At 32.3% G+C, this 16,240-nt stretch carries 13 protein-coding genes; 3 read left to right on the forward strand and 10 right to left on the reverse strand.

The genetic code is table 11. From position 1 onward, the window contains the following. Positions 1–295 precede the first annotated feature (295 nt). The 9 genes from pseI to HPY79_04680 all read right to left on the reverse strand — a co-directional run bounded on the left by pseI (position 296) and on the right by HPY79_04680 (position 9,178). On the reverse strand, positions 296–1,321 hold the full coding sequence (gene pseI / locus HPY79_04640) for a pseudaminic acid synthase (GenBank protein ID NSW45083.1): 1,026 nt from the start codon (positions 1,319–1,321) through the stop codon (positions 296–298). Beyond that, entirely contained in the window at positions 1,314–1,988 is a 675-nt protein-coding gene (locus HPY79_04645) for an HAD hydrolase-like protein (protein ID NSW45084.1), read from the reverse strand. The genes pseI and HPY79_04645 overlap by 8 nt, the downstream gene beginning before the upstream one ends. Beyond that, a complete protein-coding gene (locus HPY79_04650; protein NSW45085.1) occupies positions 1,988–3,439 on the reverse strand; it encodes a T9SS type A sorting domain-containing protein in 1,452 nt (483 codons plus the stop codon). The genes HPY79_04645 and HPY79_04650 overlap by 1 nt, the downstream gene beginning before the upstream one ends. A gap of 154 nt (positions 3,440–3,593) precedes the next feature. Further along, on the reverse strand, positions 3,594–5,513 hold the full coding sequence (locus HPY79_04655; protein NSW45086.1) for an ATP-grasp domain-containing protein: 1,920 nt from the start codon (positions 5,511–5,513) through the stop codon (positions 3,594–3,596). Continuing rightward, positions 5,497–6,072 carry a GNAT family N-acetyltransferase gene (locus HPY79_04660; GenBank protein ID NSW45087.1) on the reverse strand — a complete coding sequence of 192 codons (576 nt, stop codon included), beginning with the start codon at positions 6,070–6,072 and terminating at the stop codon, positions 5,497–5,499. Before HPY79_04660 ends, HPY79_04655 begins: the two co-directional genes overlap by 17 nt. 2 nt (positions 6,073–6,074) lie before the next feature. After that, a complete protein-coding gene (locus HPY79_04665; GenBank protein ID NSW45088.1) occupies positions 6,075–6,962 on the reverse strand; it encodes a class I SAM-dependent methyltransferase in 888 nt (295 codons plus the stop codon). Then, positions 6,955–7,644: a pseudaminic acid cytidylyltransferase gene (gene pseF / locus HPY79_04670; protein NSW45089.1), complete on the reverse strand. Its 690-nt coding sequence runs from the start codon at positions 7,642–7,644 to the stop codon at positions 6,955–6,957. The genes HPY79_04665 and pseF overlap by 8 nt, the downstream gene beginning before the upstream one ends. Beyond that, the gene (locus HPY79_04675; protein ID NSW45090.1) at positions 7,637–8,569 is read right to left on the reverse strand and encodes a GDP-L-fucose synthase; all 933 of its coding nucleotides are present in this window, start codon (positions 8,567–8,569) and stop codon (positions 7,637–7,639) included. Before HPY79_04675 ends, pseF begins: the two co-directional genes overlap by 8 nt. Positions 8,570–8,641: 72 nt before the next feature. Further along, positions 8,642–9,178 (reverse strand): UpxY family transcription antiterminator, encoded by a 537-nt coding sequence (locus HPY79_04680; GenBank protein ID NSW45091.1) that lies wholly within the window; start codon positions 9,176–9,178, stop codon positions 8,642–8,644. A gap of 141 nt (positions 9,179–9,319) precedes the next feature. Here HPY79_04680 and fabD point away from each other — a divergent pair, with 141 nt between their 5' ends. The 3 genes from fabD to HPY79_04695 all read left to right on the forward strand — a co-directional run bounded on the left by fabD (position 9,320) and on the right by HPY79_04695 (position 14,169). After that, complete coding sequence (gene fabD, locus HPY79_04685; protein NSW45092.1) at positions 9,320–10,189, forward strand: ACP S-malonyltransferase; 870 nt, start codon at positions 9,320–9,322, stop codon at positions 10,187–10,189. A gap of 202 nt (positions 10,190–10,391) precedes the next feature. After that, complete coding sequence (gene rmuC, locus HPY79_04690; GenBank protein NSW45093.1) at positions 10,392–11,915, forward strand: DNA recombination protein RmuC; 1,524 nt, start codon at positions 10,392–10,394, stop codon at positions 11,913–11,915. Then, the gene (locus tag HPY79_04695; GenBank protein NSW45094.1) at positions 11,905–14,169 is read left to right on the forward strand and encodes a tetratricopeptide repeat protein; all 2,265 of its coding nucleotides are present in this window, start codon (positions 11,905–11,907) and stop codon (positions 14,167–14,169) included. The genes rmuC and HPY79_04695 overlap by 11 nt, the downstream gene beginning before the upstream one ends. A gap of 16 nt (positions 14,170–14,185) precedes the next feature. Here HPY79_04695 and HPY79_04700 read toward each other — a convergent pair whose 3' ends face one another. Then, positions 14,186–16,111 (reverse strand): glycosyltransferase, encoded by a 1,926-nt coding sequence (locus HPY79_04700; protein ID NSW45095.1) that lies wholly within the window; start codon positions 16,109–16,111, stop codon positions 14,186–14,188. Positions 16,112–16,240 lie beyond the last annotated feature (129 nt).

A 16,240-nucleotide genomic window follows, 5' to 3' on the forward strand; every position in this document is an offset into this window, starting at 1 on the left:
TAATTGCGAAAATATTCATTGCGAAAATGTTCGCAATATAAGAATTTATAATCAAACATCAAATTGATTTTCATTTTAGAATGAGTTGTTTTGGCATTTTTAGTTCTGTAGTCAAATTTTTTTATCATTTTATTTTTAACTCATTTCTTTTTTTGGGTTTTTGCGATTTTTTTTTCTGTAGAACCATTGAAATGATGTGAGGGGTAATAAATATTCATCATCCAATCTATTTATTAACACATCATTAATGTATATGCGTGAAGACATTCTTCGACAAGCATTGAATAAAGGCTTATTAATCTATATCTTCCCATTTCAAGGGTGTGCCTCTTTTCAGCTCTCTTTTAGCTTTTTTACCAAGTACTTCGTAATAATATTTAGGCGAGATACCATACCCCGGACGAATGCTGCGGATGTTTTCGGGTGTAAGTTCCTGCCCTTGCGGAATATCTTTAACCACAAACAACGAACGCCCAAGTTCTTTGCTCGCTTGAGCCTTGGCATCGAGCTCGTAGCTTACTTGCCCAAGTGCTTTTTCGGCTTCGCGGACGTGTTTTACCATCAGTGCGAACTCTTCTTTATCGAGCGAGAAAGCCGCATCGGGACCTCCAATGGATTTGTCTAAGATAAAATGTTTTTCGATAATACGTGCGCCCAAAGCTACTGATACCACCGGTGAAGTAATGCCGAGGGTGTGGTCGCTTAATCCTACTTCGCATCCAAAACGTTGCTTCATGTCGGGTATGGTGAGCAAGTTGGCTTTATCGATGGGGGCGGGGTACGATGAGGTGCATTTTAAGAGTGCAATTTGGTGATTGTTTACGCGGTAACAAGCATTTATGGCATCTCTGATATCTTCTTCGGTAGCCAATCCGGTTGATATGATCATGGGTTTGCCTAATTTGGCAGCTTTTTCTATAAGTGGAGTGTCGGATATCTCGAACGATGCTATTTTGTATGCGGGAGGATTAAATTGCTCCAGAAAATCGACTGCCGTGAAATCGAAAGGTGTCGAGAAGCATAATAAGCCGCAGTTTTGAGCTTCGGCAAAGAGTTTTTCGTGCCATTCCCATGGTGTGTAAGCTTGTTTGTATAGATTGTAAAGTGTTTGTCCGTCCCAGATAGTTCCATGATTCAGGCGAAAATATTCGTTGTCGCAATCAATAGTAATGGTATCGGGGGTGTAGGTTTGCAATTTTATGGCATCGGCTCCTGCTTCAGCAGCAGCACGTATGGTTTGCAACGCTACATCGAGGCTGTGGTTATGGTTTGCCGACAACTCAGCAATGATAAATACATTAGATAAAGGAAAGTTAAGCATTAGTAAGTTTGTTTAATATGTCGATATTTATTTCATCAAAATTATTAAAAGTCAAATGTGCTTCATAATCTTTATCAAGAACTATTTCAGAAAATTGACCTCTTTTTACTCGAATAGTTTTAAATCCTAGTGGTTTTATTCCGCAAAAGTCTTTGTATGGATTATCTCCAAAATATATTATTTGAGATGGGCATAATTTTTCAAGATTTGCAATTTTTAAGAATACATGAGGCGAAGGTTTTTCGTATTTAATGCCAAATTGTCTTGTTGGATAAGCTTTTTTTATGAACTTATTTAATTTTAAAGCTTTAACTTTATTTCTTTGTACAACTTTATTTCCATCGGTTACAACGTAAATGTTAGATTTAGAATTTTTTTTTAAAAATCTTAAAGCATCATCATAAAGTTTTATATCAGGTTTATGATATCTATATGTTTTAATACAGTTAAAAACTTCTTTTTTGGAGTATAGCTTATATTCTTTTAGAAGGATGTTAAAAACTTGGCCTCTGCCTTCTTTATTTAGTATTTTAAGGCAGTTATTAAATAATTCATCTGTTTCTAAGTTATGTTTTTTAGCTAAATATTTTGCTACAGCTTTAAAACCACTTTTGACGAAAGTTATTTCTTCGTAAAGCGTATCGTCTAAATCAAAGATTAAAAGCATTAATACACTGCGATTTTTTGAACAGATGTTGTATTATTATGAATAGATTTGACTAAATAAATTCCATTCAATTCAACTGGTAAATTAACTTGTTTTTCTTCAAAAGCATAGAGTTCAGTGTTCAAAATAAACTTTCCTGTAATATCTGTAATAAATAAATTTATCTTTTCGGGATATGGATTTTTTAAATAAAGACAATTATTATTTTCGGGATTTGTAAAAACAATATGCTGGCCAGAATTATTATTTTCATTAATCCCAGTAATAAAATGAAATCCTTTGTAATAATAAAGATTCGGAAGACCTCTTTTTGCTGAAGCATCGCTTGTTAAAGGTACAGCATTTCTAACATATGTTGCATAAGGAACGACCATGTCAGGATTTTCGATTTTTGAAAGGTAAGGCACATCTGTATTTGGATTATATTCACTAACATAAACATTACCGTCTGGTCCAACTTGAATAGCTGAAGGTTCACAGCCATCAGTTAAATGTGTTAATACTTGAACATTATTGAATGAATTAGATTGGGATAAATCAAATTGATAAATGTAATTGGTTGTTCCTAATGCTGATGATACAGTAGAAAGATAGAGTTTTGTTTGATTAGGAGAAAATTCAGCATGAGCACTTTGGTCAAATGTAACTGGAGCTTCAATGCAATTTGAAACTACTCCACTATAACGATTAAAATCACATAATTCTAGGGGCGCTCTCATTCTAACAACAGCTAATTTATTACCTTGCATATTTGCTTTCATGCCTCCAACCGCATTCATCCAACCATCATGCCAAGCATATGAAGGGTAAGCTCCACCAGAATGAACTATTCCTGAATGACTAATAACGGGTGTCGTATTTAAACCGGAGGCTGTTAAATGATACGCTAAATATGCATCAGTATTCCATTCGTGAGTTAATATCCAATATCCATTTTCTGAGCCATCTAAAACAGCTGTAACTTTTTCTGCAACAGGTGCATGAAGTAAAATGTTTTTTTGTCCACTTACAACATCTCCCTTGCCATTATCTAAGGTCATATCAACCACACTATATCGTAATCCGTTTTGAAGATGATTTTCAACAGCATCAACAGTAAAAACATAAAACTTATTATTATTGTTTAAATCAGGTACAATAATTGAAGATTGTGCTGCTGAATAATGTCCCAATAAACCTGAACCATTGGGCATTACTTGATGAAAGCGATTCCATATTGTTGTTCCTTCTGTATAAAATAATAAATTTCCATTTAAATCGCAAATAGTTGCAACTCCTTCTATAGTATTAGTTTGTCCACCATAAATAGCAACAGGATGCCCCGTATTAAAAGTAATACCTGCATATTTACCAAAATACCAAATGTTACTATTATAATTATTTGCTTGAGAAAATAAGGAAACACTGAAAATAATTCCTAATAATACAGTTAGTAATGATTTCTTTTTCATGTGTATAAAATTTTTAAGTCGCTGATAATATTGATATTATAATTTTCGTTTTATTCATTTTCGGTTGGTCTCGTAAGAATTACGATATGTGCTTTCATCTTTTATTTTTTTAAGATGTAGCAAATTTACAATAAAATATTATTATGATCAAAATTTATTTCATAAAAAATATATAATCTTTGTTATATCTTATTTGTGTAGCTTTTGCATTTGAAATTTTTGAATAGTATTCAGTTATATCAACACCATTTGATTCTAATAAAAACCAATAAAATGTATCTATACCTACTGCTAATGATAATGTTGAAGCACCACCAAATCTACAATTACATTCAATTATATGAATATTTTTATTTTTGTCAATAATTGCTTGATAAACAGCATGACCGAATAAATTCAAATCATAACTTAATTTTTTGAAGAGTGTTTCGATTTCTTCGTTTTTAAATGTAGTTGTAATTTGCGATTCGCCATTAACAATCAAATCTCTTTTCCTTAAAACAACACCTTTACAAATATTTTTATTAGATATGTAAACATCAACACTAAATTCTTCTCCTTCTATGTAAGGTTGAAAAATAGGGTTAATTAGTTTTTTTGAATGATTTAGTGCGTCTTCAAAACTTACATTTATTGCAATATTTTGAGAACCTGCTCCATAACGTTCTTTTACAACAATTTTATGATTCTTTAAATTGTTAATATTATCAGTTGTAAATATTATCGGATACTTATTTGATAATATATTGTAAAACATTAATTTGTCAATACAAATATTAACAGTCTCAAAGTCAGATACCATTACATTAATGCCATTATTTTTTAAAATGTTTTTGTTTTTACTCCAGTAGGCTAATTCTCCATCTCTGGTAGGAATAATTGCAGTAATATTATTTTGTTTGCAATAGTTTATAACTTCTTCAATACCAAGAGTATCAATTTTGGGCATTTCCCAAAAATCATCAACAAAATATTTTGCTATGCAATTTTTATCAACATCACCACCAAATACTTTTATTAATTTGTTGATTTTTTGAGTGGCGTCTTTTACACTTTGAACAAGCGGAACTTTTTTTGAAATACTAGTTATTAAAACATTGCAAACAGGAGTTTTAGACTCATCGTATATTCCATTTCTTTGTTTTTCAAATTCAATTATTTCAGGAATGCTTTTTTCGAGTGTGTATTTCGGTTTCCAATTTGTTATTTTAACTAATTTTGAGATATTTGCTTGTGAGGCTTCGAAAGGGATGTTTTCATTTTTTTCAATAATTTGAGCATCAGGGAAATAATTTTTTAATATGGATATTATATCTTCAACTTTACGTGATTTTCCGGTTCCGAGGTTTACTATACCATTATAATCTGATAATGCAAGTCGAGCTAACCCTTCTGCAGTATCTTTTGCGTAAATGTAGTCGAAAATACCTTCTTTTTTATACAAGTAAATGGTTTCTTTATTAATGAGTGATCTAATCCATCTTGATATTACATCGCGAGAATTTCTACCATATCCTCTAAATATTCTAACACTGACTGTAGAAAATTTAGTTTCTTGAAATTGAGATAAAAAGTTCAATTCAATTTCGTGAGCTAATTTAGCCATTCCAGTTAAATTTCTTGGATTAATAGGGTGTTGTTCGCTTAGTTCAAAAGGAGTTTGCTGTGGTTCTCTAAACTGATAAAGTGATGGTTCATAAATTAAATAAGAAGAAGCAAATACAACTCTTTTTAATGATTCCAGGGGTTTTAATAAAGTCATTAAATGATGACTTAAATTAATATTATGTTGAAAATTTTCATCCCAAAAATTATAAGTTTCGGTTGAGCGTTCAAAAGTTGCAGCTAAATGAAAAAAAATTTCAGGTTTAAAGTCTTCTAATTCTTCTTTCGTAATGTAGTTTAAATCTCCTTGTCGATATATGATGTTTTGTGGCCATTCAATGGGGCGAGGTTTAAGATCACCAACAAATATTATAGCATCTTGACCGTGTAAAATTTTAACTAATTCATTACCAATAACTCCATTACCGCCACTTATAAATACTCTTTTGTTTTTAAATGTGTTTTCCATAATCTTGACTTATTATACTATGTATATGTGAATTTATAAACTTGTTTTCGAATAAAACATTTTGTCTTAAAGTTCCTTCATAAATAAAACCATTTTCTTCAAGAATTGATATATGGTATTTTCTAAATTCGTAGGTTTCTGTAAATAATTTGTTAAAGTTAAGTTCTTCAAAACAAATTGTTTTCATTAAAGTAATAAATATTGAAAAATCTTTTTTATAGATTGTATCATTTTTAGTTCTTTGAGTTTCTAATAAAAAAGATAATTCGGCTTTTTTATTTTCCCAGTCTAAATTCGTTAACCCGCCATATCCAATGCAAGTGTCTTTTAATAAATAACTAAATAAAATTTGTTTTGGAGTTATTTGTGAAAAAGAGGGTTCAATATAGTTATGATAATATTGTATTTGTTCATCTTTAGTAAGTAATTTATTTTGTCTTAATACAGCAATTTGTTCATTTCTCCAATTCATTATTAAAAACATGTCTTCTGCTCTATAAGGAGAAATAGAATATTCATTTAAATTATAATAAGACCTACTTAAACAAATATATTCCATCTTTATTTAGCTTTAAAAAAACCTATTATTTGCCTACCTAATCCTAAGTTCGCTAATGAAGAATAAAATTGTATAATAGAATCCATGTTTTTTGTGTTAAACATTAAATTTTGTATCAATATTCTTTGCAAATGAGCGTCCTTACCTTTAGTTTTATCAGATATATAATTTGAGGTATTGTTTAGCAAATTAAAATCAATAGGGAAATCACTTATGAGTAATTCTTTTGACCAGTTACAATAATTAGTAATATTAATTAATCCTTCCTTATTAAAATACGAAAGATGATCGGGATATACAATCCAAAATTGAGAATCAATAAATTTATTTTCATAGGCATAATTTTGAAGTATTGAAAAATCGTTGGGCACTTCAATTACTAAAATAGTGTTTTTATGGCTTAATGAATATAAATTATTTAAAAGATCTACTGGTGATAATACATGTTCTAATACATTATCAAGCCAAATAATATCAAAAGTTCTGTTTTTTTTCTTAAAGTTAGCAATAATTTCCTCAATGTCTCCTTCAATGAAAAACTTTTCACAATGCTTATTATGATTTTTTATTCCAGATATTGAAAAATCAATCCCTATTATATTTTGACTTAATTGGCTAAAATAGTTTAGTACCCATCCTTCTCCACACCCAACATCTAATAAAGAAAATTTTTGAGGTAGATTAACAATTTTTTTAATAGCATGCAATTTTAATTCGATACTATTGTTTATATAATTCATTTCTTCATTAGAATATTTTTTTTGATAATTACCTTTATCAAATTGATAATATTTATTTTTATAATAATTATTCAAATCTTCTTTTGTTGGTTTATTTTTTACTTCAAAAAAACCAAAATCGTTCTTTATTATATCAATATTTTTATCCATTTTTTAAAATTCTATATTTCATTTCAGCTATTTTCCAGTCTTCTTCGGTGTCGATGTCTTGCACTTCGCTTTCGGGGAGGATAATGGCTCCGGCGTTTTGTGCAAAGAAGCGTTTTTGTTTCATGAACTCGGATACACGCATCCAGTAAAATTGTCCGCTATCGTGGTAGGCTGGTTCAAGGTCTTGCGAGCGTTTAGTGAAGTTCTCGGGCTGAAACATCGAAACTTTGCCATTAGATAGTTTTAGTGCACGCTGGATGGGGTACGAAAAACGTACAATAGGGAAAACCGCTTCAAACGATTGATGGAGCATTAAATCGTATGCTTCTTTTATGCGTTTAGCATTTATAAACGGAGCGGTTGCCAATATACAGCATACATTATCGAATGTAATTCCCTTATTTTTGTAAGTGATTAGCACCTCTTCAACTACATCGCCAATATTGGCATAATCGTTAGCCGTTTGGGGTGATCGAAAGAAAGGCACTTGAGCACCATATTGCTTTGCTATTTGTGCAATTTCGGTATCATCGGTCGAGACCATGATTTCTGTGAATAGACCTGTTTGTTGAGCCGCCTCAATGGAATAGGCGATAATGGGTTTACCCAGAAAAGGTTTAATGTTTTTTCGAGGGATGCGTTTACTTCCTCCTCTTGCTGGTATAATGGCAATATTATTCATGTTTTTGGGCTAAAAAATCGTTGTATGCGATGGCAATTCCTTGACGCAATGGAGTTTTGTGTCTCCACCCCAAGCTATGAAGCTTAGATACATCTAAAAGCTTACGGGGAGTGCCGTCGGGTTTAGTTGTATCGAAGGTGAGTTTACCTTGATAGCCCACAACTTCTTTAACCAATTGTGCGAGTTCGGCAATGCTAACTTCTTCGCCGCTACCAATATTTACCCAACCGTAATCACTATAATTTTGCATTAGAAATACACAGGCATCGGCTAAATCGTCGGCAAAAAGAAACTCACGCTTGGGCGAACCGGTGCCCCAAACCACAACTTCGGGGGCTTGCTTTATTTTAGCTTCGTGAAAGCGACGTATAAGTGCCGGCAAAACATGCGAGTTTTCGGGATGATAATTGTCGTTTAAACCGTATAAGTTAGTAGGCATAACACTAATAAAGTCGCAACCATATTGATAACGATATGTGTCGCACAATTTTAGTCCGGCTATTTTGGCAATGGCATATCCTTCGTTGGTGGGTTCGAGTTCGCCGGTGAGTAGGTATTCTTCTTTCATAGGTTGCGGGGCAAATTTAGGATAAATGCACGAAGAGCCGAGAAACATTAACTTTTTAACTCCCGCAAGATAAGCTGCATGTATGGTATTGGCAGCTATCATTAAATTTTCGTATAAGAATTGAGCTTTGTAAGTATTATTGGCTAAAATGCCTCCAACTTTAGCCGCTGCAACAAAAACATAGTCGGGCTTTTGGGTTTTAAAAAAACGCTCAACTTGTTGTTGTTGAAGCAAATCAAGTTCTTGATGGCTTGCGGTAATGATATTATTATAACCTAATGCTTGTAATTTTCTGACAATAGCACTTCCAACCATGCCACGGTGTCCGGCGACATATATTTTTTCGTGTTTTTCCATTCACTTTTATTTAAAGCTCCGCCCTTTCAGTTACATGTTTGTAACCTACTTGGGCACTGTATCTATTTTATATTAAAGCACTTGCAGGTAATTTTTAGGTATTTGAACCACCAACGAAACAGGTAGTTCGGTAATCCTAAATAAAACCTTGTGCTTACCTTTCAACTCAATTACTTCGCCTTCGTAGCCCGAAAAAATGCCTTTTGTAACTTTTACTTTTTGACCAATTTCGATAGGAGTGGGGTAAGAGTTAAAAGAGTACGAAGAACTTGTAATAGCCTTGATCATATCCATTTCTTCGGGACTTATAATGGCAGGTTTGCCATCGAACCAAACATATTTAACAACTCCGGATATGAAAAGACACTCATGATAAGTCTTAGGGGTAACACGAACAAAACAATAGGAACGAAATAGAGGCTCTTGTACCCATTTTTTACGGTCTTTCCATTGGCGAAGTGTTTTTTGCAATGGCAAATAAGCTTCTATTCCTTTTTCGGTTAGAGCTGTAAATACTTTTTTTTCAAATCTCGAACGCACATACAAAGTGTGCCACTCTGCCATTGTTTTAACTTTTAAAGTTGCAGTAAAATTACTGAAAATTTTCATTTTTTAATATGACACTAAAATGGGTTATTAGGTTTCCCATGTTGAAAAGTTTTTGTATAACAATGTTTGAAATCTATAAATGCAAATTTTGATATGAAATATTTAATGTACATTTGTGTCAATTTTTAAAAAGTATTTTATATGAAAGCTTATGTATTTCCTGGTCAAGGTGCACAATTTCCTGGAATGGGTAAAGATTTATATGAAAATCATTCTTTAGCCAAAGAACTGTTCGAAAAGGCGAATGAAATTCTTGGTTTTCGCATTACCGATATTATGTTTAACGGTACCGAAGAAGAATTAAAGCAAACTAAAGTTACTCAGCCTGCAATTTTTTTGCATTCGGTCATATTAGCTAAAACCATGGGCGATGCGTTTAAACCCGAAATGGTGGCGGGTCATTCTTTAGGAGAATTTTCTGCATTGGTTGCAGCCGATGCCATGACTTTTGAAGATGGATTACAATTGGTAGCTGCTCGTGCTATGGCTATGCAAAAAGCGTGCGAAAAAGAACCTTCAACAATGGCTGCTATTCTCGGTATGGATGATGCTGTTGTTGAAGAAGTTTGTGCTTCAATAGATGACGTTGTTGTACCAGCTAATTATAATAGTCCTGGACAATTAGTAATTTCTGGCAGCATATCGGGTATCGACAAAGCCATTGCTGCATTACAACAACGTGGAGCTAAACGTGCTTTAAAGTTGGTTGTTGGTGGTGCTTTCCATTCTCCTCTAATGGAACCTGCACGTGTTGAATTGGCTGCTGCTATTGAAAAAACAAATATAAAGGTTCCAATTTGCCCTATTTATCAAAATGTTACAGCCCTACCTGAAACTCAACCCGAAAAAATAAAAGCAAACTTAATAGCTCAGCTAACCGCACCTGTTCGCTGGACCCAAACCATACAAAACATGATTAAAGACGGTGCTACCAGTTTTACTGAAGTTGGACCTGGACAAGTTTTGCAAGGATTGATTAAGAAAATAGACCGTAACGCTGTTATTGCTTAGTATTTCAGCAAAAAAGTATAGAAAATAGCAATGGACAAAAAACATTGCTATTTTTTTATTCTGCCTAAAAAGAATTTAAATTTTAAAAACAAGCTTTTGTTTTATGGCATTGCCGTTTAAAGCTATATTTAAAAGCAGAAATGAATTTGCAAAAACAAATAAGTATAATTAAATTTTTTGTAGATTTGAGAAAAAAGTTGTTATGTACATTTTATTGACCATTGTTATTGTTTTGTTGTTGATAATCATTGTATTAATATTTACTAAAAAAGAACAACAACAACCTGAAATTACCTCTAAACTTGAAATGTTAGATAAAGATTTGCAACGGTTAGAAAACCTGATACGCGATGAATTTACTCGTAATCGCGAGGAATCTCAAAAGTCATTCAAAGACAATCGCACGGAATTATCTCAAACACTAACCAACTTTAGTGATTTGCTTACCAAATCGGTTGGCAACATGAATAATACCCAGAAGGAACAATTTGAACAATTTTCAAATCGCATAAAAGAACTTAGCGACATTTTCAACGAACGATTTAAATCGTTTCAAGAACAAATGAATGTTCAACTCAAAGAAAATAAAGAAGATTTAACCCGAAGTTTAAAAGTATTTCAAGAGAGCTTTAATCAAAGTGTTAAAGACTTCAACGATATCCAGATTCAAAAATTCAGCGACCTTAGTCTTAAGCAAGAGCAATTAAAACAAGAAACCGAACAAAAGCTCGATAAAATACGCGAAGTAGTAGAAAAGAAACTTGAAAGTATTCAACAAGAAAACACAAAGAAACTCGACGAAATGCGTGCAACAGTGGATGAAAAACTCCAAACCACACTCGAAAAACGCTTGAGTGAATCGTTTAAATTGGTGAGCAATCGCTTAGAGCAAGTTCATAAAGGGCTTGGCGAAATGCAAAGCCTTGCTTCGGATGTAGGTGACCTCAAAAAGGTTCTTACGAATGTAAAACAGCGTGGTGTAATTGGCGAAATACAATTGGCATCTATTTTGGAAAACATATTATCGCCCGGTCAATACCAGAAAAATGTTAAAACCAAACAAAATTCGACCGAATATGTTGAATTTGCTATTGTTCTGCCCGGCAAAGACGAAAATGGTAAACCCGTATACCTCCCAATTGACTCAAAATTTCCCAACGAAGATTACATACATTTAGTAGATGCTTACGAAAACGCCAATACCGACGAAATAAAAAACTATACCATACGCTTGCAGAACGCTATACGCAAATCGGCAAAAGACATACACGACAAATATATAGAACCTCCTAATACCACTGATTTTGGCATTTTGTTCTTGCCGACCGAAGGGCTTTATGCCGAGGTAGTTCGTCAAGTAGGGCTTATCGAAGAATTGAATCGCACTTATAAAATCATTATTGCAGGACCAACTACATTAGCTGCCCTTTTAAATAGCCTACAAATGGGATTTAGAACTTTAGCTATAGAAAAGCGCAGTAGCGAAGTATGGAAAGTGCTTCAAGCCGTAAAAACTGAGTTCGGAAATTACAAAGATGTACTTATAAAAGCTAAGAAAAACATTGAAAAAGCTGGCGAAGAAATAGAAAAATTAGTAACCACACGAACCAATAAGATACAACAAAAACTAAGAGATGTTACAGAACTGCCCGAAGAAGAAGCAAAAAACATTTTAGATACAACCAACGTAGAAAGCTTTGACGAAATATCTGAAGATGAAAATTAAATACCTCTTTTATTTTTTTCTACTTTCGATAATTCCCGCTAAAGCACAATCTGTGCTTGATTCCTTAACTCAATTAGTTCACAATGCTTCGCATGATACTACTCGATGTCAATATCTACTTGAAATTGGTGACTTATATGAAAATCAAATTCCTGACAGTGCAATTTATTTTTATCAGCAAGCCGAAAAACTTTCGTGGAAAAATTTATTAAAAGTTAAGCTATTAAGCTCATCTGTTGCTAAAACTTTTGCCAACTTACATGCTAAAGCGCTTCGTTATAGGGCTATTGTACTGTTAAACAACAATAAAAAAGGACCTATAGTAGAATTACTTAATCGTTCGCTACTGTTTGAGAGGATAACGAAGAATAAAAAAGGCGAATCAGCCTGTTATTCTAACATAGGCGTTTTTTATCAAAACAGGGCTTTATACGAAAAGGCATTAGAATATTATTACAAAGCACTTTATTTAAGCGAACAAATACAAGACAAAAAAGGATGCGCCAATCTTTATAATAATATTGCCAATATTCATAATTATCAATACGAAAACAAAAAAGCTCAAAGTTATTATTTGAAAGCAATAAAACTATATAAAGAGCTTAATAACGATTATTTAGTGGCTCAAGGATACAATAATTTAGGTATTACATATAAAAATCAAAAAAAATATGGTATAGCAACTTCGTTGTTGAATCAAGCGTTGAATATTTACAAACAGTTTGAAGATATGGCAAGACAAGCTTCTTGCTATACCAATTTAGGAGTAATACAATACGAACAAAATCATTACGATTCAGCTATTGTTTATTACACAAAAGCCATAAGATTGTATGAATTGAAAAAAGATAGCGAGGGATTGTTATTAAATTATGTGAATATTTCCGAATGTCTTATTGCTAAATACGATTCTCTAACAATCAAAAATCAAGAACTCCTATTTTTAGCAAAAGATTATTGTAATAAGGCTTTAAAATTAGCATATAATAATTATTACATAAATGCAATTAGTTATTCGTTGATGAAAATATATGAACGGTTAAATAATAAATTAAAGGCATATGAATATGCAAAAATATACATAGCAACCAAAGACAGTCTTTTTTCTGAAGATAAAACCAAAGCTTTGGCACAAGCAGAGGCATTGTATAAAAACGAGAAACAACGATACATAATTGAAAAGTTTAATGCACAAAAAGCATTAAGCCAAAAAACGCTCGAAGCTCAACAAGCAACTAATGAAAAACAACGAACCATTATTGTTTCGGTCATAATAGGTCTTATTTTAGTAGGTGTGTTGTTGTTTGTTGTTGTATATTTTCTTCGTCTTAATCAAATTGCCAACCGAAAACTAACCATTAAAAATCATCAAATTACCAAACAAAAAGAAGAAATCGCTATTCAACGCGACGAAATAGCAAGCCAACGCGACATAGTAATGCAACAAAAAGCTCAAATTGAAGCTTATCATAAAGCATTAAAAGATAGTATTTATTATGCCGAAAATATACAAAAAGCAACTTTACCTGGAGAAAATCATTTAAATCAATTACTTAAAAATTATTTTGTTCTTTATTTGCCGCGTGATATTGTTAGTGGCGACTTTTATTGGTCTTTTTCTAAAAACAATTTTATTTACTTGGCTGTTGCCGATTGTACTGGGCATGGGGTTCCTGGATCTTTGATGAGTATGATGGCCATTTCTTACCTGAACGAGTTGATGCATTCGAAAGAGCAATTGCAAACCAACGAAATTTTAGATTTGCTTAGATCGCACATTATAAAATCGTTTGGAAAGAGCGAAAATTCGGATAAAATGAAAGATGGACTCGACATTGTTCTTATAGCAGTGGATAGAAGCAAAAAAATTTTATACTTTTCGGGAGCCAATAATCCTCTTTACATAGTTAAGACAAATAAAAATTCTTCATTTGTAACCCATCAACTTATTGAACTCATTCCAGACAAAATGCCAGTGGGTTTTCATACCCTTATGAAGCCATTTAGTCAACAAACCTATTTACTTGAAGACGGTGATATGCTTTATTTATCAACCGATGGATTTTCTGACCAATTTGGAGGACAAGAGGGTAAAAAACTTATGCGCAAACGTTTTAAAGAATTGCTACTAGAAACGGCCACTTTACCAATTACTGAGCAATGCAATTTTTTGAGACGAAAACTCTTAGATTGGAAAGGAAATTATCCTCAAACTGATGATATAACTGTTTTAGCATGGAAAATAAATGAATAGTTTAAATATCAATAATTTAGTTATTATAACCGAGCAATTTGAGGTTTTTATAAATAAAAATTAAGTCGTTAATTATTTTGTAATCTTTTGCGTACATAAAATTATATTCTTCGGCTTTGTTGGCATCAAAACTTATGGGGAGTACCGATTTCTTAATTTGTGGAAGTATATTGCTTTGTGGTTGGGCATAACCGACCCATGTTTTTAAGCCTAATAAAACGGCAAAAATATTTTTAACAAAACCGGCTTTTTGCTTAATGAAAAAGATAAAAATTGGTAAAAACAGCAAGAAAAATAAACCAATTGTAATATCGAGCAAACGTTTATTTCGCTTATTTATAGGTTGCGAAATAGAATTAATATAAATATCGAAAGTAGGTTCTTCTGAAAAGACTGTTTTGCTGCCAATGATAGCATCGCCTACAATTTTAAAGTCGAGATTATGGCTAGCAAAATACGCCATCTGTTCAATTATATTTTTAGGTGATATATCTTTAGAACAAAAAACAATTTCGTTTATTTTATGTATGCGAATAACTTCAGGCAAGTCATTTAAATTTCCAACTATTTCACTGCTTTTTTCATTATTTGGACTTACCCAAAGGATGGTATCGTACGATAACGAATTTTTTAGCAAAGATGATGTTCGAATATACTCGTCTTTGCTTCCAATTATTACAGCTCTTTTTCGTATATTTTGTCCGATATAAAAAAGTGGAATACGGCTATGTTTTAATAACCATCGGATTGCCGGGAATAGGGTAAACGAACCCATAATTCCCAAAAGTACAATAGCTCTTGAATATCTTAAATCTTCACTTAAAAGTGCATAAAGGCTTAATAGCAATAGACTACCTAAGGTTAATCCTTTAAAAAGACTCGACCAACGAGGTCGTTGAGCATACAAGCCAGAGTAATATAAAGCAAAGACTAACAACAGAGAATATACAGGTAAAACATATAATATAAACTTTTCGGGATATACACCCTCGTTGCCATATTTAATCTGTTCCCAAATTTGTGTAATAGCATACAGCAATCCAAAAAAGAAAATAAAATCAAACAGTGGTATTGCAATTAGTATAATGACACGTTTTAGCAATGATAAAAAAGCTCGAAGCCAAATCGCTATTTGAATAAAAAACGACATAATAATGCTTTGGTTTGAGCGAAAGTGTTTATTTGCAAAAATGGCCATTGCCGAATAAAACATACGTACATAATTAATACTTCCTTTTTTTGTGCTTTCGCCTTTGTAATGAATAATTGTTGTTCCGGGGAAATAATAATTCTTATAACCTGCTTGTTTTATGCGGAAAGATAAATCAACATCTTCGCCATACATAAAAAAAGTTTCGTCGAGTAAGCCAATACTATTAAGAACACTTTTTCGTAATAACATAAATGCACCCGATAAAACATCGACTTCATGGATAGAAAATTCGTCTAAATATCCTAAGTGATATTGATTAAAAAAAGGCGATTTTGGAAATAGTTTAGATAAGCCAGTAATTTTAAAAAATGCAACTTTAGGTGTAGGAAGCCCACGCTTCGATTCGGGTAGAAAATTGCCTTTGCCATCAATCATCCTAACGCCTAAACCTCCTGCGTCGAGACGATTGTCCATAAAAGTAATTACTTTTGATAAAGTGTCTTGTTCTAAAACGGTATCGGGATTTAAAAGTAAAATATATTCGCCTTTTGCTTGACTAATGGCTTGATTGTTTGCTTTAGAAAAACCAACATTGGTTTTATTTTCTATTAGTTTAACCCATGGAAATTGTTCTTTTATTAAGTAACAGGAACCATCAACCGAATGATTATCAACAACAAAAACCTCAACCGGTTGCCCCAAATTATCAATGGCCAATTTTAGCGAATGGAGGCATTGCGACAAAAAAAACTTAACGTTGTAATTGACTATAACTACACTTAGTTTCAAACTAAAAAAATTTATCGTAAAAGTATAGAAAAAAAGCAAAACAATTAACGTTCTAAAACCAGAAAATATTTTACAAACCAATTTAAATTTATTATTTCAATTGCAAGAGTTAAAAAAATTATCTATGTT

It is taken from the genome of Bacteroidales bacterium (genome assembly GCA_013314715.1).
Classification (GTDB): Bacteria; Bacteroidota; Bacteroidia; order Bacteroidales; family GWA2-32-17; genus Ch61.

Coding starts and splice junctions, on each gene's coding strand:
- HPY79_04660 (NSW45087.1), bottom strand. CDS start 6,072: ATGGAATATATTTGTTTAAGTAGGTCTTATTATAATTTAAATGAATAT.
- HPY79_04655 (NSW45086.1), bottom strand. CDS start 5,513: ATGGAAAACACATTTAAAAACAAAAGAGTATTTATAAGTGGCGGTAAT.
- HPY79_04650 (NSW45085.1), bottom strand. CDS start 3,439: ATGAAAAAGAAATCATTACTAACTGTATTATTAGGAATTATTTTCAGT.
- HPY79_04695 (NSW45094.1), top strand. CDS start 11,905: ATGAAAATTAAATACCTCTTTTATTTTTTTCTACTTTCGATAATTCCC.
- HPY79_04665 (NSW45088.1), bottom strand. CDS start 6,962: ATGGATAAAAATATTGATATAATAAAGAACGATTTTGGTTTTTTTGAA.
- rmuC (NSW45093.1), top strand. CDS start 10,392: ATGTACATTTTATTGACCATTGTTATTGTTTTGTTGTTGATAATCATT.
- HPY79_04645 (NSW45084.1), bottom strand. CDS start 1,988: ATGCTTTTAATCTTTGATTTAGACGATACGCTTTACGAAGAAATAACT.
- HPY79_04675 (NSW45090.1), bottom strand. CDS start 8,569: ATGGAAAAACACGAAAAAATATATGTCGCCGGACACCGTGGCATGGTT.
- pseI (NSW45083.1), bottom strand. CDS start 1,321: ATGCTTAACTTTCCTTTATCTAATGTATTTATCATTGCTGAGTTGTCG.
- fabD (NSW45092.1), top strand. CDS start 9,320: ATGAAAGCTTATGTATTTCCTGGTCAAGGTGCACAATTTCCTGGAATG.
- HPY79_04680 (NSW45091.1), bottom strand. CDS start 9,178: ATGAAAATTTTCAGTAATTTTACTGCAACTTTAAAAGTTAAAACAATG.
- pseF (NSW45089.1), bottom strand. CDS start 7,644: ATGAATAATATTGCCATTATACCAGCAAGAGGAGGAAGTAAACGCATC.